Origin of the sequence: Kangiella taiwanensis (assembly GCF_020005165.1) — a bacterium.
In the GTDB taxonomy this organism is placed as follows: Bacteria; Pseudomonadota; Gammaproteobacteria; order Enterobacterales; family Kangiellaceae; genus Kangiella; species Kangiella taiwanensis.
On record NZ_JAHCLT010000001.1, the window covers coordinates 935,033 to 953,188 of the forward strand.

The 18,156-nt window shown below is 44.8% G+C and carries 13 protein-coding genes; 4 read left to right on the forward strand and 9 right to left on the reverse strand.

The annotated features are described in order from the left end of the window. Positions 1-17: 17 nt before the first annotated feature. A complete protein-coding gene (locus tag KFK88_RS04470; RefSeq protein WP_223577453.1) occupies positions 18-4,856 on the forward strand; it encodes an NAD-glutamate dehydrogenase in 4,839 nt (1,612 codons plus the stop codon). Between the two features lie 199 nt (positions 4,857-5,055). Further along, a complete protein-coding gene (locus KFK88_RS04475; protein ID WP_223577454.1) occupies positions 5,056-5,223 on the forward strand; it encodes a hypothetical protein in 168 nt (55 codons plus the stop codon). A 42-nt stretch (positions 5,224-5,265) separates the two neighbouring features. Here the strand turns inward: KFK88_RS04475 and KFK88_RS04480 are convergent, their stop codons facing one another. The 7 genes from KFK88_RS04480 to KFK88_RS04510 form a co-directional block, all read right to left on the reverse strand. Next, entirely contained in the window at positions 5,266-6,024 is a 759-nt protein-coding gene (locus KFK88_RS04480) for an SDR family NAD(P)-dependent oxidoreductase (protein ID WP_223577455.1), read from the reverse strand. Between the two features lie 80 nt (positions 6,025-6,104). Next, positions 6,105-7,856, reverse strand: coding sequence for a BatD family protein (locus tag KFK88_RS04485; RefSeq protein ID WP_223577456.1), 1,752 nt, complete (start codon positions 7,854-7,856; stop codon positions 6,105-6,107). A gap of 6 nt (positions 7,857-7,862) precedes the next feature. Then, complete coding sequence (locus tag KFK88_RS04490) at positions 7,863-9,635, reverse strand: VWA domain-containing protein (RefSeq protein WP_223577457.1); 1,773 nt, start codon at positions 9,633-9,635, stop codon at positions 7,863-7,865. Further along, a complete protein-coding gene (locus KFK88_RS04495) occupies positions 9,628-10,647 on the reverse strand; it encodes a vWA domain-containing protein (protein WP_223577458.1) in 1,020 nt (339 codons plus the stop codon). Before KFK88_RS04495 ends, KFK88_RS04490 begins: the two co-directional genes overlap by 8 nt. Continuing rightward, positions 10,640-11,170, reverse strand: a complete 531-nt coding sequence (locus KFK88_RS04500) for a DUF4381 domain-containing protein (protein ID WP_223577459.1) — start codon at positions 11,168-11,170, stop codon at positions 10,640-10,642. The genes KFK88_RS04495 and KFK88_RS04500 overlap by 8 nt, the downstream gene beginning before the upstream one ends. Next, positions 11,167-12,189 (reverse strand): DUF58 domain-containing protein, encoded by a 1,023-nt coding sequence (locus KFK88_RS04505; protein ID WP_223577460.1) that lies wholly within the window; start codon positions 12,187-12,189, stop codon positions 11,167-11,169. The genes KFK88_RS04500 and KFK88_RS04505 overlap by 4 nt, the downstream gene beginning before the upstream one ends. 20 nt (positions 12,190-12,209) lie before the next feature. Then, positions 12,210-13,169, reverse strand: a complete 960-nt coding sequence (locus KFK88_RS04510; RefSeq protein ID WP_223577461.1) for an AAA family ATPase — start codon at positions 13,167-13,169, stop codon at positions 12,210-12,212. A gap of 223 nt (positions 13,170-13,392) precedes the next feature. Between KFK88_RS04510 and fadI the strand changes: the two genes are divergently transcribed. Further along, on the forward strand, positions 13,393-14,757 hold the full coding sequence (gene fadI / locus KFK88_RS04515) for an acetyl-CoA C-acyltransferase FadI (RefSeq protein WP_223577462.1): 1,365 nt from the start codon (positions 13,393-13,395) through the stop codon (positions 14,755-14,757). Further along, positions 14,757-16,910 carry a fatty acid oxidation complex subunit alpha FadJ gene (fadJ, locus tag KFK88_RS04520; RefSeq protein ID WP_223577463.1) on the forward strand — a complete coding sequence of 718 codons (2,154 nt, stop codon included), beginning with the start codon at positions 14,757-14,759 and terminating at the stop codon, positions 16,908-16,910. Before fadI ends, fadJ begins: the two co-directional genes overlap by 1 nt. 166 nt (positions 16,911-17,076) lie before the next feature. On the opposite strand, the gene KFK88_RS04525 is transcribed toward fadJ, so the two are convergent. Beyond that, the gene (locus tag KFK88_RS04525) at positions 17,077-17,235 is read right to left on the reverse strand and encodes a hypothetical protein (RefSeq protein ID WP_169745459.1); all 159 of its coding nucleotides are present in this window, start codon (positions 17,233-17,235) and stop codon (positions 17,077-17,079) included. A 208-nt stretch (positions 17,236-17,443) separates the two neighbouring features. Continuing rightward, complete coding sequence (locus KFK88_RS04530; protein ID WP_223577464.1) at positions 17,444-18,067, reverse strand: hypothetical protein; 624 nt, start codon at positions 18,065-18,067, stop codon at positions 17,444-17,446. Positions 18,068-18,156: the final 89 nt, after the last annotated feature.

An 18,156-nucleotide genomic window follows, 5' to 3' on the forward strand; every position in this document is an offset into this window, starting at 1 on the left:
TATTCTTGGACAGGACAATGGCCAGTGTAAGTGATAGTTCCAAATTGTTGGAAAACGTCCAGCAAATCTGCGATAAAAAATTTTCAAAACGTCAAGCCGAGCTTGTAAAACAATTCTCCGAACTTATTTACTCCAGCGTCTCTGAATATGAATTCAGTGAACGTAGTGCTGAAGAGTATTTTAACTCCATCAGCAGCCTATGGAGTTTCATACAAGATTTTGATGGTTCTTCAAAAGTACGAGTCTATAACCCAGACCTGAAAAACGATGGCTGGGAGTCTCGCTATACTATTATTGAAGTCAACCACAAGGATATGCCGTTTTTGGTTGATTCCATTCGAATGGAGCTCAACCGTCATGGCATCGATGTCCTACTCCATATTCATGTGCCGATGTACATCAAACGTACGAAGAACGGCAAAGTCTCAAAAGTCGACGTTTCTTACGATAAAGGCACCAAAGAAGGTGAAAATATCGAAACCCCGATGTACTTAGAAGTTGATCGAATGATTGACCCTAAGTTCATGAAGTCATTGGAAGAAGATTTAGTTCGGATTTTACGTGATGTACGCTCTGCAGTGACTGACTGGAAGCCGATGCGTGAGAAAATGAACAGCATTGTGTCAGAGCTTGAATCTGCTCCACCGCCAATGCGCCAGGACCGAATCCAGGAAGCTGTGGACTTTTTACGTTGGGTAAAAGAGAACCACTTTGTCTTTATGGGTGCTAGAACGTATGACCTTAAAGGTGAGGGCGACGATCTTCATTTGAAATCGGTAAAAGGTTCTGGACTTGGTATTCTTGCTGATGAGCGAAAATATTCAGAGTATCACTTATCTCGTTCCCCAAAAGGCGCTCAGAAATTAGCCTTGTCAACGGACCATATTCTAGTGCTGACTAAAACCAGTACATTATCCACGGTACATCGTTCAAGCCATGTTGATTATATTGGTGTTAAGCGATTTAACGATAAGGGTGAGGTAATTGGTGAGCACCGCTTCTTTGGTTTGTTCACTTCTGCGGCCTACAACATGGACCCGCAGTTAATCCCTGTATTGCGTAAGAAAATAAATAACGTTTTAACAGAGTCAAAATTAAAGCCGGGTGGGCATGACTATAAAGCGTTAAAGAATATTTTGGAAACCTATCCACGAGATGAGTTGTTCCAAATTCCGACGCTAAAACTCCTTGATGTTGTGATGGGTATTTTACACATTCAGGAACGCCGTCAGGTACGTGCTTTCGTTCGCCGTGACCCCTTTGGTCGTTATTTCTCTGTACTGACATTTGTACCAAGAGATACTTACAACACTCGTATTCGTTTGAAAATGACGGAAATTTTGTCTGATACCTTCGACAGTAAAGGCGAAATTGAGTTTACGACTTATTTCTCTGAATCAAATCTGGTTCGTACTCACTTCCGTGTGCCAGTCGAGAATACGGAAACGATTGAGTATGATATAGATAGTTTAGAGTCTAAGCTTGCAAAATCTGCGTTAAGTTGGGAAGAAGTCTTATCTGACGAAATCAATAAGCAATACGAAGGTGAGCAGGCGGCAGTACTGCTGAAAAAGTATCGCCAAGCATTCCCGCCAAGCTTCCAGAATCAGCAGAGTGTTGATTCGGCCATGATCGATATCAAGAATATCGAAAACTTAAGCGATGACTGGCCACTTGGCATGTTCTTATATCGCTCGGGTGATGATGAGTCACTACGCTTTAAGTTGTACCACAAAGATACGCCGCTTGCCCTATCAGCAGTCATGCCAATGCTTGAGAACATGGGCCTGACGGTGATTGATGAAACGCCGTATGAAGTATCGTCTGAATTTTTAGGTGATTACCGGATTTTAGACTTTGATGTTCGCTATGAAGAATCTGAAATCGACGTAGAAACGATTCGTGACAAGTTCCACAAGGCCTTTGGTAAAGCTTGGTACAAGCAAGCTGAAAACGATGGTTTTAACCGTTTGATTATGGCGGCTGGGCTTGACTGGCGACAAGTCGCAGTACTCCGAGCTTACGCTAAGTACATGTGGCAAATCAATTTCACTTTCAGCCAGGTTTATATTGAGCAGACTTTATCTCAATACCCAGCAATTGCGACGGGGTTGGTTGAGTTATTTGAGCTAAAATTTAATCCTCATGAAGAGTTCAGCCAGCGTAAGTATGCCTTGAAGAAGAGCCAGTTGTTGAAAGATGTGCAAGACGTCGAAAGCCTTGACCAAGATAAAATCATCAACAAATACATCGAGCTTATCGAAGCAACATTACGTACAAACTTCTTCCAAGCTGATGAGAGTGGTAAAGATAAACCTTACATTTCATTCAAGCTGAATCCTAGCATCATTACTGAAATGCCAAAGCCGGTATTGATGTATGAGATTTTCGTATATTCACCTAGAGTAGAAGGTGTTCACCTTCGTGGTGGCAAGGTCGCACGTGGTGGTTTACGTTGGTCTGATCGCCGTGAAGACTTTAGAACTGAGATTTTAGGCTTGGTGAAAGCTCAGCAAGTGAAAAACTCTGTGATTGTTCCGGTCGGCGCAAAAGGTGGCTTTGTTTGTAAACAACTTCCATCAACTGGCGGTCGCGAAGCCTTCTTTGCTGAAGGCGTTGAGTGTTACAAAACGTTTATTCGAGCTCTACTCGATATTACTGATAACTACGTCAATGACAAGCTTGTTCACCCACGCGATGTGGTAGTTCACGATGAGCCTGACGCTTATCTTGTGGTTGCAGCTGATAAAGGTACTGCAACTTTCTCAGATATTGCGAATAGTATCTCTGAAGAATACGGGCACTGGTTGGGCGACGCGTTCGCATCAGGTGGCAGCAACGGTTATGACCATAAAGCCATGGGTATTACCGCTAAAGGTGCTTGGGAGTCAGTAAAGCAGCATTTCCGTGAAATGGGTGTTGACTGTCAGAACGAAGACTTCACAGTGGTTGGCTGTGGTGATATGTCGGGTGATGTGTTTGGTAATGGTATGTTGCTATCGAAGCATATTCGATTGCAAGTGGCCTTTAACCATATGCATATTTTCGTTGACCCAAATCCAGATGCAGCAGAAAGTTATAAAGAGCGTGAACGACTGTTCAATCTGCCGCGCTCTGGATGGAGCGATTACAACGCCAAGCTGATTTCGAAAGGCGGTGGCGTTTTTGAGCGTAGTGCCAAAAAGATTGAGCTGACGCCAGAAATTCAAGAAATGCTTGGCGTGAAAGCTAAGACCTTGGCACCTAACGAGTTTATTAACGCGGCTCTGAAAATGAAGGCCGATCTGTTCTGGAACGGTGGTATTGGAACTTATGTTAAGTCATCCAAAGAAACGCACCAGCAGGTAGGTGACCGAGCGAATGATAATCTGCGTGTAGACGGTAAAGATATGCAAGTTAAGGTCATTGGCGAAGGGGGTAACTTAGGTTGCACTCAGCTGGGACGTATTGAATACATGCAGCATGGTGGCCGAGCGAACGCAGACTTTATTGACAACGCAGGCGGGGTAAACTGCTCTGACAACGAAGTTAACATCAAAATTCTATTGAATGGTGTTGTTGCGGATGATGGTTTAACGGTTAAGCGTCGTAATAACTTACTGGCGCGAATGACTGATGAAGTGTCCGAGATCGTAATCAAGGACAATTATCGTCAGACTCAATCGATCAGTATTACTGAGTCGAGAGCGCCGTCTATGGTTAAAGAGCACATGCGCTTTATCCATGGCCTGGAGAAAACTGTCGGGCTAGATAGAAGCTTAGAGTTTTTACCAACGGATGAAGAGCTGTTAGAGCGTGAAGCGAATGGTCGTGGTTTGACCCGTGCCGAGCTAGCGGTGTTGTTGGCTTATGGCAAAATTGAGTTGAAAGACTCGTTATGTATTCCTGAAGTGACCGAAAATAGTTATTTTGAAAGCTATTTACTGGAGTATTTCCCGAAACCATTGCGCAAAAATTATGTTGATAACATGCTTAAGCATCCGCTTAAGGATGAAATTATCGCCATGTGCCTAGCGAATGAAATGGTTAACTTGATGGGGACTAACTTTGCTTTCAGGGTGATCGACGAAGTCGGCGCCAACATTGGCGAAGTCGCTCAGTGCTACGTCATGGCAAAGGAAACCTTTAATTTGACGGGCTTGTGTGAAAGCATTGAAGCGCTGGATAATAAGGTTCCTGCAGAAGTTCAAACCAAAATGATGTTCCAGGCTCGCCGTATCGTACGCCGTGCGACACGTTGGTTTGTGCGTAATCGTCGTAAAGACCAAAGTATCGACGAGGTTATTAGCTTCTTTAAGAAAGGTGTCTCCGAGCTTCAGAAGAACGTTCATAAAACACTTGAAGCGAAAGAGGCGCAAGGTATCGAGAAGGACATCAAAGAGTTGGTCGCGCAAGGCGTTCCAGAGAAGCTGGCGAGACAAGTGGGCTATCTCAGCACCATGTTCTCTGCGATGGACATTATTGAGCTAGCGACTCAGTATGATCTGCCTATCCTCACAGTTGCCGAGGTTTACTATAAATTAGGAGCCGAAATCGAGCTGCACTGGTTCTTGAATCAGATTATTGCACAACCGGTATCTAATCATTGGCAAGCATTTGCTCGTGCGGCATTCCGCGAGGAGTTGGACTATCAGCAGCGGAACTTGATTGAGGCTGCGCTACCTTTAACGGCTAAGTATAAGTCACCAGAAACACGCATTAAGCACTTCTTGGCTGATCATGATGACTTACTATCCCGTTGGAGCGAAATGGTGAGTGACTTTAAGCAAAGCAATACCCATGAGTTCGCCAAATTCTCAGTAGCATTGAGAGAATTGCAGATTCTGGTACAGCGAAGCCATCGTTTGATCAAATAAGTCACATCAAACATTCTATAAACCCTTCCTAAAGCCCGAGAAATCGGGCTTTTTCGTGTTATATCGCGAAACGGGCAATGGAAAGTCATAATTGCCATAATTCGCCATAATTGATTCATTGAAACTTCAGAATCCTTTGTTCTACTAGACTCAACAAAACGATTAATACAGCAATATTTAGAGAAACTAGGAGTTAATCATGTGTGTCTTGGTAGTGCCAGATGAGATGAAACAGTCTAAGGAATATACGGAAGTTTTTGAAGCCTATTGGAAAGAGCAACAAAAAGACAGCTCTGAGCTAGTGGCAGCAGAACGTGTGCAGGACCGATCGTTCTTGAGTATGGTCAAAAAAAGCACCAGACAGTAACGCTGGTGCTTTGCTATAAAGCGTAACTGATTAAACCGCTGGCTATTGAAGTCGAGCGGCAGCGTCTAAACGAATCGTGGTTCCGTTTAGGTAAGCGTTTTCAGTAATATGTTGAACAAGCTTTGCGTACTCTTCAGGAGTACCGAAGCGCGATGGGTTAGGGATACCCGCAGCGATTTGTTCGCATACTTCAGGAGTGATCTTTTCCATCATTGGGGTTTCGAACACACCCGGAGCCACAGCCATGACTCGAACGTTAATTCTTGCAAACTCACGAGCAAGTGGCAAAACCATCCCAACAATAGCAGACTTTGTTGCTGAATAAGCCGTTTGGCCTATTTGTCCTTCATAAGCCGCAATAGAAGCGGTGTGGATAATCACTCCACGCTCTCCATTCACTGCTTCATTTTCCTGCATGTGGCGAGATGCTGCGCGAGTCAGTAAGAAACTTCCAACTAAATTGATATCAACGACTTTTTGAAAGTAATCAGCTGGCATGGGTCCTTTTTTGCTATGAATAAGACCAGCGCCAAGGATTCCTGCACACCCTACAGCTAGGTTGATACCACCCATAAATTCTGCAGCTTTGTCCGCAGCATCTTCAACTTGCTGCTCTTTACTGATATCGGTGGTTATAAATACGGCATTGCTACCCAACTCTTTGGCGACAGCATCGCCTTGCTCTTGATTGATGTCTAGAAGGGCGACCTTTCCACCAGCAGCGATAATGTGTTTTGCAGTAGCCAGGCCCAAGCCAGAGGCACCGCCACTAATTAAAGCTTTTGATTGCGAGAAATCCATCGTCAGTTACTCGTCATGAAGTTTGTATGAGGTTGGGCATTGTACCAACCCCAGTGACTGATGCCAATTTTCGAATAACGCTAACGTTTATCGTAAAGCTGAGGAAGTTTGTCTGCTGGACGCTCTTGATCATCAGTATTGAACCCTGAAAGATGTTTTGCCAACTCACGCCCTTTCCACTGACGGGGTTGTTTTTGATTTGATTGAGCGGAATAACATACTGACTGTAACATTTCGAGTTCTTCCGCGAGAGCTTGATACTGGTGTTCTCGACAGTAACGAATCAATTGCGTCACGTTAACAAGGTGAGCGGGGCTGCTATCGTTTTTCAGCCATGATGCTAAATGTTGAATAGTGCTTTTCGCATCGTTTACCTTGGCAGCCGCAATAGCCTCTCTGAGTGTCGAGTGTGGACCTTGACGAAGTTGTTCATTACTGGCGTCACGGTCCTGAGGAATTAGCGAGCGTGATTGACTTTTTTGTCTCAAGAAGAGCACTAGAGTTACCAACCACATAGCGGCTAATGCAAACGTTATGTATTTCCAGTAGTCATAAGTACTGTCCGTGGCCGAGGTATCTTGATTATTGGCAGGTCCAGCGTCTGGTCGCATTGCTTGTTTTTGTGCTTCTGGGATCACCGTCTGAGGCTGGTTATTATTAATTTGTTGACTACTTTGCTCTACACGAATGGTTTGCGCAGGAAGCGTTGCATACTCCTGTTGATCTGTGGTCACGTTCCACCAAGGAACCTTGACCTCAGGAATCGTAATCTCTCCAGATTTGTTGGGTATGACCGCGATTTTTTCAAAGTGGTAGCTATTCACACCGAATCGATTGATTCGTTGACGGTACTGCGGAGTATCACGGTAAATCGTCACACCATCCTCTTCCGGAAATGTCACAGTAGGGAGTTGAGTTGTCAGTAACCCTGTTCCCTTGATGATTAAGTCGAGATTAGCAGGATCACCAACACGGAAAGTTTGGTTTTTCGGCTGCCATTCCGCTTCTAATTCAAGTTTTTTAGCAGGCAGCCATGGCTCAAGCGCATTTTGTGGTTTAGGTTTAACGTTGACGGTGTACTTCTGAGTGCTGAGGCTGATTGGTTTCAGTTGTGAGCGCTGCCAGGGAGAGCGACCTTGGCTCTCTTCTAGCACGGTTGCACTGTAGGTCATAGGTTCAATGATCATTTCTCCACTCTGTTGTGGAAAAATAGCATAGCGCTGTTCTACCACTCGAAAGTTATTTCCTTCTTTGACTACGTCGAAGGTTTTGTTCTCACCGAGTTGCTCAACAAGCGCATTGGTCACGCGAATAGGGGTTATGTTTTGATTACGCGCAACAACCGAACGATAAATACGGACTGTGAATAATAATTGTTGTTGAACGTAGACTTCCTCATCGCTAAGGTTGGCTCGAAGTTTAATCTTGGCATTACTGGCGTCGCCGATATCATCCTGTTGCGGCAAAATACGGATAGTAAAAGCGTCAGAGCGCTCGTTACCAATACTTAGCGGAGGAATTGTGTAAGTTCCAGATTCGGTGGCAAGCAACTCAAAGTCCCAGCCCATTTGAGTATTGTACTGTCCGTTGACAATAATGCTGCTGTTGTATTCTTGACGGCCACGAATAGTAATTTCTTCCGGAATAAAGTTAACACCGGCGCCTGCATTCAACGTATTGGACTCTTCGACTTGAACACGTAAATGAAAGGTCTCATTTTCATGGATATCGGTTCGATCCAACGATAGAGTGATTTCTGCTGATGCGCTAGCAGCTACTACCGTGAGAAGCATAAAGGTGATGTTAGAAATAAGATGCTTTAGTTTTGTCATCAGTTATTACCAGTTTTCTTCAACATGCTGCTTATGGCCGCGACGCTGGTACTCACGGTACATTTTACGTCGTAATAAACCACCAGGATCATCGGAGATTCGTTTGAGCCACTGTTCCATCTCCTGATCTTTTTCCTCTTCCTTAAACTGATCCTCCAGTTGTTGTTTGCTTTGTTGAGTTTGTGGCTGTTGCTCTTCTTGCTGTTGCTGATTTTGTTGCTCTGAAGATTCTTCCTTGGAATCTTGTTGAGAGTCTTGCTGGTTCTCTTGCTGAGACTGCTGCTGGTCCTGCTGTTGCTCAGACTCGCCATTTTGATTTTGATCTTGTTGCTGTTGTTGATCTTGCTGCTGCTTCAGATCTTCAATAATCTTTTTATTGTACTGCGCATCCTCGTGAGAAGGCTCCATTTGTAACGCTTGGTCATAAGCAGAAATCGCTTCTTCGTACTGACCATTAAGAGCGAGAGCGTTGGCTTTATTATAATAGTCATCTGCTACAAGAGAATCTTCAGGGATTTTGTCAAGAAGGCTTTCAGCTGCCTTGTAACTACCCATGCGATAGGCTGATAAAGACTTCCAGCGTGAGTCTTCAAATGTATTATAAGCTGCAGTTGCATTATCGTTGTCGAATAGTTTTTTGCCTTGCTGATCTTTATTTAAAAAAAGCTCCTCTATGATGCCTATCTCTGTTGCATCGTTTTCAATCACCGGCTCGTTCGGTTGCGCTGCATGGACATTCGGTGTTGCAAAACCTGCAAACATCATGATGCATAAACAGCCCAATAGACTGCGGTGCTTGAAGCTCAAGAGCACAATGGGCAGTAATAAAATGATTAACCAATAGCCTAGGTCGAACCAGTCATCAGCAAACTTATTGTCTTTGTCGGCAGCTTCAGTTGGGATGCTGGAGGCTTCGGCCATGAGCTCAACATCTTGATTATCGACGGTTACTGGAGTTAGAACCGCGTTAACCGTTTCCGCAAAACGGACCATGTTCGAGTAATCGAGTTGAGGGATGACAATATTACCGTTGCGGTCTTTGAGGAAGCCTTCTTCATCCGAAAGCTTAATCGGCGCACCATCTTCCGTGCCAATAGCCAAAATATTAAGTTGGTAGGGTGTGCCATCCAGTAAATCCGTGATTCTATCTAAGCTTTCTTGGTCAGCGCCGTCCGTAAACCACAAAATTTTACCTTGAGCGAGCCCCGTATTATCAAGTAGGTTAATAGCATGCTCAAAACCTGTTTCGGGACGACTACCTAAAATTGGCATGATTTTTGTTGATACCGCGCCGAGCAAGTTTTCAATGGTGTCTTTGTCACTGGTTAGTGGGCTCAGGATAAAGCCATCGCCAGCATAAACGACTAAACCGGTTAGTCCTTCATGGTGTAACTTTAAATAGTCTTTAATTTTAAACTTGGCCCGCTCCAAGCGACTGGGTTTAATATCGTCTGAATCCATAGAGAGCGATAAATCTAAAAGGACTACTTGTGTCGCTTTGCTTGAAAAAACCGGTTGTGGTGTTTTCTTCCACGTAGGTCCTGCTAGCGCAATGCTTGCTATGATCCAGAAAACTAGGAGCATAACTGGTAAGTGCTTTAACCCTTTGCTTTTATCCGAACGTGGCATAATCCAGTTCAGCAAGTGCGGATCAATAATTGCGGCCCAGCCTTGCTCAGAAGAACCGTGCTTTTTATACAGCCAATAAAGTACAGCCGCTGGAATAATAAGCAGAAGAGCCCATGGTCTAATGAAGTGAAAAAGACTCAAATCAGGCATTATCAATCTCCTGTTGAGTAGCTTGGGACTTTCTCGGATTTACTAAAACACGAAGCAAAACTTTAATAAAACTGAAAGCAATTGCTAACAACAATGGAATAAAGAATAACGCTTTGCTTGGACGATAACTTTGATCCAAGTCTTCTACTGGTTCTAACTGATCGAGCGTTTCATAAATTTGTTCCAGTTCCCGAGTATTTTTTGCTCGGAAATATTGTCCGCCAGTTTTTTGAGCAACTGCCTTTAACGTTTCTTCATCCAGCTCTTTGGAAGGGTTGATGGTACGATTACCAAAGAAGCTGTTTCTAACCACCATTCTATCGGCGCCGACGCCGATGGTATAAATAGTAACGCCAGCATGCTCAGCCAACTCAGCGGCTTGGATAGGATTCAAAACACCTGTGTTGTTTTGTCCATCGGTTAATAAAATAAGAACACGGTTTTCAGCATTTCGATCTTTTAGGCGCTTAACTGCTAGACCAATGCTGTCACCAATAGCGGTACGAGATGAGCCAGCCAAGCCGATTTCCGTTTCATCCAGCATTAGCTGAACGGTTTCCAAGTCAAAAGTGAGTGGTGTTTGGAGGTATGCCTGCTCACCAAATAATATCAAACCTAAGCGATCGCCATCTCGACGCTGAATAAATTCTTTCATCAGGGCTTTTACAGCAATTAAGCGATTCACTTGTTGATTATCAATCATCATGTCCTCCATCTCCATGGAGCCCGAGATATCAATACTGACCATCAAGTCTCGTCCGCTGCTTGGAAGCGCGACAGAGTCTCCAACCCAAGTAGGGCGGGCAATCGCTACCACCAGTAATAGCCATAACAAAAAGTTGTACCAAGGGAAGTGGCTTTTGACTTTTTTGCCTTGCTCACGCTGCATTTTCCAGTACAAAAATAGCGGCGCACGCAACGCCTGTTGACGTTGCTTACGCTCCTCAAGCCACCAAACGAGTAGCGGCAGCGGAATAAGAAGTAATAACCAAGGCCACTGGAACTCAAACATGGACCAGCTCCTTTTGCTCTTCATAGCCTCTCACCTGTTCAGGTAAGCTTTCAGCCCAACGAATAATCTCGTTCATGATTAAAGGTTTATCGAGCTGGCTTGTGGCAGAGTCTGGTTTGTAGGGAAGGTCGACAAAGGCATCAAGAGTACTGTCACTGAGTGCCTCGCCACGAGTGGCTTTCAAGAAATATATCCACTCTGACTGGCTCAGTGAACATATCTTGGTTTGATCAACGTAGCATAAGCTTAATCGACGCATAATGTGTTGGCTTTTAGCGAGCCAGCGAGGATCATGGTTATGTTGTAATTCTTTTAGCTCCACGACGGCGAAACGAACGTAACGGTAGTGATGCTTTTTGATCAAGGCGCGGATCAGTAGCAATAAAGCAATTAAAGCGACCAAACCAATAATGACCCACCAGCCGATGGCGAGTGGCCACCAGCTCACGCTATCAGGCACATGAACATCGCGTAGCTGCTGTAACAGTTGGCTTTGAGTTGAGTTCACTATCGCCAGGTTCATCGTTGCTCCTCGCTTAGCGTTGAAGCTGTGTTCATGTCAGCGTTTTTTAATTGCAGGTTACTTTGAATAGAAGGATCCAGCGATAAGTCAGTAATCGAGTCAGCAGTGCTACACAATGCAAAAGATGATTGGGCGCGCGTAAACTCTTGTCGAATATCGGCGACGCGTTGCAAAAAGGCTTGTTGGTGCCGCTGCATATCACGTTTATTACTGGCGTCGATTCGAATATGGCGTAAGCCATCGGTCAATGTGTATTGACCTGGGACGGGAATCGAGGCTTCTAAGGGATCGGCGATCATCACTCCATAAATATCATTATGTTGCGATAAATAGGTCAAGTGTTGGCGACAGTCATCAGTCAGGTTCATAAAGTCACTGAAGATATAAATCAAGCTGCCACCTTTTACCAAGTGGCGAAGCCGCATCAACATATCTTCTAGTGAGTTCTGATTGACGTCATAAGCGTTAGCCTCTGAGTAAACGGAGTCTAAACGCTGGTTGTGCAGTTCCATAAGATGTTGCAGAAGGCGTAGTCCGTTCTGACGACGATTCGATGGTTTTAGCTCAATATGCTCATTCGCCGTGCTGAATAGTCCAGCGACACGGTTGCCACTATTAAAAGCAGCCCAGAAAGCACGTGCCGAATGTAAGCAGGCTAGCGTTGATTTAAATCGATGACGCGATCCGAAGAACATGGTGTCTTGCAGGTCGGTGAGAATAAATACAGGACGTTCGCGTTCTTCTTGGAAAATCTTGGTGTGCACCTTTCCAGTACGCGCCGTCACTCGCCAGTCAATGGTGCGAATGTCATCGCCAGGCTGGTATTGGCGAACTTCGGCAAACTCCATGCCACGACCTTTGAAAGGCGACAAGTGACCACCGACTAAGTGCGCCCGGGTTTTCTTGTGTGGCAGCGGAATCGATTCTTTGGCCCAGTACTGGCAGGCAATCAGTTGCTCTAAGCTCAGTTCAATACTGTGCTCACGTGCTTGTTTTGCCGTAACGTTGTGTTCAGTCATGCAACACTATATTCAGTCGTTTAAGGGGTCGGGACTAAGCGAATCAGTTGCTCAATCACGTCATTGGTACTCACGCCTTCGGCTTCCGCCTGATAACTGAGGATAATTCGATGACGAAGAATTTCGCCTAAGATCGATTGAACGTCGCCAGGAGTGACGTAATCGCGGTTATCGAGCCAAGCTTGTGCTCGCGCGCATCGATCTAAGGCGATAGTGGCACGCGGACTAGCACCATATTCAATGTAATTCGCTAAATCTGGTGCATGCTGCTCGGGATCTCGGGTGGCAATAATCAGTTGCACTAGATATTGTTCAACCTCAGGCGCCATATGAACCGTAAGCACTTCTTTACGAGCTGTGAACAAATCGTCTTGGCTGATGCTTAATGCCTTTGGCGGTTCGCCCGATAGGGCTTCTTGTCGATTCACGGCTAGAATTTGTGCTTCGGCTTCATGATCAGGGTAGCCAACTTCGACATGCATCAAGAAACGATCCAACTGAGCTTCTGGGAGCGGGTAAGTTCCTTCTTGCTCAATAGGGTTTTGCGTTGCCATCACCAAGAAAAAGGCCGGTAGGTCAAAGCTTTCGCGACCCACGGTGATTTGACGTTCGGCCATGGCTTCCAACAACGCAGACTGCACCTTGGCGGGCGCACGGTTGATTTCATCGGCCAATATCAAGTTATGGAACAATGGCCCTTTCTGAAAGTGAAAACTACCGTCTTGGGGGCGATAGATCTCGGTGCCCGTTAAATCAGCCGGTAATAAGTCAGGCGTAAATTGCACACGGTGGAAGCTGCCTTCCATCGCGGTGGATAATTCTTTAATCGCACGAGTCTTAGCCAGGCCTGGTGCACCTTCGACGAGCAAGTGGCCATCCGCAAGAAGTGCGATGATCATTTTATGCACCAAGCTCTCTTGGCCAATAATTCGTGATTTTAGAAATTCATCAAGTTGAATAAATTGTTCTTTTGTACTCATGATTGCCTTTGTGCACTTATCGATTGCATGGGTCACAATGTAATGGATTTACTGGCTGTTTTGTATCAAAAAACCATAAAAAGTTGCAACTAATTGTTACGACTAGAGACTTTTAGCCTCACTTTGAGGTGAATTGTAAGATTATGAATAAATTCAAACGAGTGTTTGAAATATGGCAATGTTTCGGTAGAATCAAGAATAGAATATTTTATCAGGAGTCATCATGAGCGAGACAAACGCTTCAAAAACTGACAGTAAAGTCACAGAAAAGAAAAGCACAGCTAAGAAAACAACGCGAAGCAAGAAGGAAGATCGTGTTGCCATCGTTTCGGGTTTAAGAACCCCATTCGCCAAACAAGCGTCTCACTACCGTGGTATTAACGCCATTGAGTTGGGCAAAATGGTGGTGAATGAACTTATTCAAAAAACGGAACTGGATCCAAAGTTAATCGAGCGAGTGATTTTCGGGCAAGTGGTTGTATTACCTGAAGCGCCGAATATTGCACGCGAAATTGTCCTAGGCACGCCGATGGATGTTCACACCGATGCGTACTCCGTATCCCGCGCTTGTGCAACCAGTTTTCAAAGTGTCGCCAGCTTGGCTGAGTCGATCATGGTCGGTGACGTTAGCGTGGGTATCGCTGGTGGTGCGGATTCATCATCGGTAGTGCCGATTGGTGTCAGTAAAAAATTATCGTTAGCGCTGGTAGATTTGCAGAAAGCGAAAACCTTTGGACAAAAGATGTCGATTTTGAAAAATTTGCGTCCTAAGGATTTAATGCCTGTACCTCCTGCGATTAAAGAGTATTCCACAGGACTGACCATGGGCCAAAATGCTGAGCAGATGGCTCGTGACCGCGGTATTACTCGTCAGGAGCAAGACGAGTTGGCGCATCGCTCTCATACGTTGGCGGCGAAGGCTTGGGAAGAGGGTAAGCTGGATGATGAGGTGATGACTGCCTACGTAGAGCCCTACACCAAAGAACCTTTAACTCGTGACAATATTGTACGCTTTAACTCAACGTTAGAGGGGTATGCAAAACTGCGTCCTGCGTTTGATAAGAAATACGGCACCTTGACTGCGGCCAACTCAACGCCGTTGAGTGATGGTGCGGCAGCGGTGATTCTGATGAAAGAATCGCAAGCGAAAGCATTGGGGTATGAGCCTTTGGGTTATATCAAAAGCTATGCGTTTTCGGCGATTGAGGCGGATCATGACATGTTGATGGGGCCGTCTTACGCCACTCCTAAGGCTTTAAAGAAAGCGAAGTTGAAGCTGAGTGACTTAGACTTAATTGATATGCACGAGGCATTTGCGGCACAGACCATTTCAAATATTCAGGCCTTTGGCTCAACTCAGTTCGCGAAAGAAAAGCTGGGGCAGCGTACCAAGATTGGTGAGATTGATATGGATAAGTTTAATGTGCTTGGTGGCTCTATCGCATACGGGCATCCGTTTGCCGCAACAGGTTCAAGAATGATTACGCAAATGTTACATGAATTAAAGCGCCGTGGCGGTGGACTGGGTTTAACCACTGCGTGTGCTGCTGGCGGTCTTGGTGCAGCAATGATTTTGGAGGTTGAATAATGTCGGACAATACATTTTTTACGTTTGAGCACCAAGATGACGGTATTGCCGTTATATCAATTGATCTCCCCGGTGAGGCGCAAAATGTCTTGAAGATGGAGTTTATCGAAGAACTCGAGCCAGTGGTTGAGCAAATCAAGACAGATAGCTCTATTAAAGGCTTAATTATTAAAAGTGGTAAAGAAGGCAGTTTTATTGCTGGAGCGGACATTACCATGTTCGGTAAGGTTGATACTGCTGATGACGCAGAGCAGCTTTCTACCACAGGCCACAAGTTCTTCAACGCGCTAGAAAAGCTTAATAAGCCTGTCGTAGCGGCAATACACGGCGCCTGTTTGGGCGGCGGGCTAGAGTTAGCTCTCTCTTGCAGCGGTCGTGTGATTTCTGATAGCCCAAAAACAAAGCTCGGTTTACCAGAAGTGCAGTTAGGTGTTTTACCTGGCGGTGGTGGTACCCAGCGTTTACCAAGGATGATCGGAATTGCACCGTCATTAGATATGATGCTGACAGGTAAGCAACTATTTCCTAAACAAGCTAAAAAGCTGGGTTTGGCTGATGAGGTGGTGCCAGAAGCCAACTTAATGAAAGCGGCTCGTAAACGAATAGTCGATTTGCGAAAAGGGAAAGAAAAGAAAACATCTTTTGGTAGCTATTTCACAATGAAAGGCATGCAAAAGTTGGTTCTAGAGTCGAACCCTATTGGCCGTAACATTATTTTTGATCAGGCTCGTAAGACCGTTGAGAAGAAAACCAAGGGCAACTATCCCGCGCCGAAAAAAATCATCGAATGTGTTGAAAAAGGTATGTCTCAAGGAATGGAGGCGGGGCTAGCAATTGAGGCTCGTAACTTTGGACAGCTGGTTGTTTCTCCTGAAGCTAAGGCTTTGATTAGTGTCTTCTTCGCCACAACTGAGTTGAAAAAAGATAACGGCGTTGACTCCGATGCTGAAGCTGTCGCTTTAAGAAAAGTAGGCGTCCTAGGTGGTGGTCTGATGGGCTCGGGGATTGCGTATGTCTCTGTCGACAAAGCGGGCAAGCAAGTCCGTATCAAAGACATTAGCCCAGAGGGCGTGAACAGTGCTTTGAATTACACTTGGAAATTGATTTCTAAGAAGATGAAGAAACGTATCGTTAGCCCTTCAGATGCACGCCGAACCATGTCGAATTTAACTGGAACCACGGATTATTCGGGCTTCAAAGATACAGACATGGTCATAGAGGCGGTCTTTGAAGACCTGGATTTGAAGCATAAAATGGTTCAAGACGTGGAGAAGCATTGTTCTGATAATACTATCTTTGCAACAAATACCTCTTCGATTCCAATTACCAAGATAGCAGAAGGCGCTAAAAAGCCTGAAAAAGTAGTTGGGCTACACTATTTCTCCCCAGTGGAGAAAATGCCTTTGGTTGAAATCATTTCAACTGATAAAACCGAAGACTGGGTTATCGCTACCTGTGTTGAGTTAGCAAAGAAACAAGGTAAAACGCCGATTGTGGTTAATGATGGTGCTGGCTTCTACGTGAATCGTATTTTAGCGCCTTATATCAACGAGGCAGGCATTTTACTCAGCGAAGGTGTCGCGATTGAGAAGCTGGATAAAGCCATGGTTCAGGCGGGCTTCCCAGTGGGGCCAATCACATTGTTGGATGAAGTTGGTATTGATGTTGCCACGAAAGTCGCCCCAATTTTAGAGGATGCCTTTGGCGAACGTATGGCGACGCCTAAAGCCTTTGAAAAGCTTAAGAACGATGATCGCAAAGGTAAAAAGAACAAGCGTGGTTTCTACAAGTACGATGGCAGCTCTAAAGGTAAAGAGGTGGACGAAAGTGTTTATTCTGTGCTTGGTGTGAGCCCTGATAAGCACGTTGACGCAAAGGAAATTGCTGAGCGAGGTCTTTTGTTGATGGCGAATGAGGCCGCTCGTTGTTTGGATGAAAACATTATCAGAAGTGCGCGTGACGGCGATATTGGTGCTATTTTCGGGATTGGCTTCCCGCCATTCCACGGAGGGCCGTTCCGTTACATGGATAGTTTAGGCGTTGATAAAGTGGTAGAGCGTCTCGAACACTACCAAAAGCTTCATGGAGACCGTTTTGCACCTGCTGAGGTACTGGTCAAAATGAAGAGTAACTCAGAGTCTTTCCACTCTTAAGCAGTTAGACCTTGATACTAAAAGCCCTGAAGCTAAAACCTTTCAGGGCTTTTTTTTGTAAAACTTCTTTTGTAAATCATGTCAGTAAAACATGTCTGTAAAACAAGCAGGCAAAAATAAAGGCAGCCTAAGCTACCTTTAAATCTCTATAGGAAAGAACGCTTTTTTAATCAAAAACTCTTTTAAGCAAAGGTTTGGCTAACAAGGTTAGCACCAAAGCACCCAAAAGCTCTTTATTTTGTTGAGCAGTTTCTAAGATCATGGGCTCTTCGATTAAGAATTTGATGCCCACTACTCCAGCTATAACAGCAAGCACGTATTTCATGACTATTACCTTTTGCAATGGATTCGTTTAACAGTGTCTGAAATTTTAACAGTTCATAAAAAAGGTTCTGTGGTCTAAGTCTCACAGAACCTTGATTTTGTGTGAACAAGTTTGCAAAAGTAAGATTAATGGCGTCTAGAACATTTACACACTCATAAAAAGTGTCAGTTGGTGCTCATTAACGCCATAACCTTTTGTTTTTATAGTCTTATAGATTGAGCCTAAAGTCAAAACCTGAGGTTAAACCGGTGATTTCTTCAGAAACCTTAACGCCAAATGACCAGTTTTTTGACAAGTAGTAGCGTCCTTCCAGCCCATAGGTTGTCGACGTTGAGTCTTCGTGCTGTGCTTCGTTCACGTATTCTGAAAAATCGTAATCTTTATAGCCAGCAAAAAGCTTGTATTCCCAGTTGGTCGATAAGCGGCCTCTAAAGCCTAAGTTGGCTAAAAAACCGTCTTCATCGTTACCGTAAGTCGATTGTGGAATAATGCCATCCCCATCAAACTTAACGTAGCCTGCCTCCATGAAGAAGTCATCGGTACGAGAGCTTGGAGCATGGAAGCCAAAGACCATTTCATATTCTTTTGATGAGACATCACCTCTTGAGCCGGCGGCCCAAACATCTGCAGACTGCGACTGAAGAGTCGTACGGACATACCAAGTCTCGTCAAAAGCCAACGATAAATTGAGCTCATAGCCAGTTTTATCGCTAGTACGCTCGCCTTCGCTGTGAAGGTAGCCGAAATCAATATAATCGTAACGCAGTTTGTCGCTTGCTTGAGTTGCGACTGAGGCCAGAGCTAATGTTGCTATTGTTAATAATTTTTTCATTGTGATGTTTTTGGTAAACGAACAAAATTTGTGCTTAGTGTACTACAAAGTTTTGGGTGTAGAAACTTGCACGTGGACATAAAAAAGGC

Coding starts and splice junctions, on each gene's coding strand:
- fadJ (WP_223577463.1), top strand. CDS start 14,757: ATGTCGGACAATACATTTTTTACGTTTGAGCACCAAGATGACGGTATT.
- fadI (WP_223577462.1), top strand. CDS start 13,393: ATGAGCGAGACAAACGCTTCAAAAACTGACAGTAAAGTCACAGAAAAG.
- KFK88_RS04490 (WP_223577457.1), bottom strand. CDS start 9,635: ATGCCTGATTTGAGTCTTTTTCACTTCATTAGACCATGGGCTCTTCTG.
- KFK88_RS04500 (WP_223577459.1), bottom strand. CDS start 11,170: ATGAACCTGGCGATAGTGAACTCAACTCAAAGCCAACTGTTACAGCAG.
- KFK88_RS04510 (WP_223577461.1), bottom strand. CDS start 13,169: ATGAGTACAAAAGAACAATTTATTCAACTTGATGAATTTCTAAAATCA.
- KFK88_RS04495 (WP_223577458.1), bottom strand. CDS start 10,647: ATGTTTGAGTTCCAGTGGCCTTGGTTATTACTTCTTATTCCGCTGCCG.
- KFK88_RS04485 (WP_223577456.1), bottom strand. CDS start 7,856: ATGACAAAACTAAAGCATCTTATTTCTAACATCACCTTTATGCTTCTC.
- KFK88_RS04470 (WP_223577453.1), top strand. CDS start 18: ATGGCCAGTGTAAGTGATAGTTCCAAATTGTTGGAAAACGTCCAGCAA.
- KFK88_RS04505 (WP_223577460.1), bottom strand. CDS start 12,189: ATGACTGAACACAACGTTACGGCAAAACAAGCACGTGAGCACAGTATT.
- KFK88_RS04530 (WP_223577464.1), bottom strand. CDS start 18,067: ATGAAAAAATTATTAACAATAGCAACATTAGCTCTGGCCTCAGTCGCA.
- KFK88_RS04475 (WP_223577454.1), top strand. CDS start 5,056: ATGTGTGTCTTGGTAGTGCCAGATGAGATGAAACAGTCTAAGGAATAT.
- KFK88_RS04480 (WP_223577455.1), bottom strand. CDS start 6,024: ATGGATTTCTCGCAATCAAAAGCTTTAATTAGTGGCGGTGCCTCTGGC.
- KFK88_RS04525 (WP_169745459.1), bottom strand. CDS start 17,235: ATGAAATACGTGCTTGCTGTTATAGCTGGAGTAGTGGGCATCAAATTC.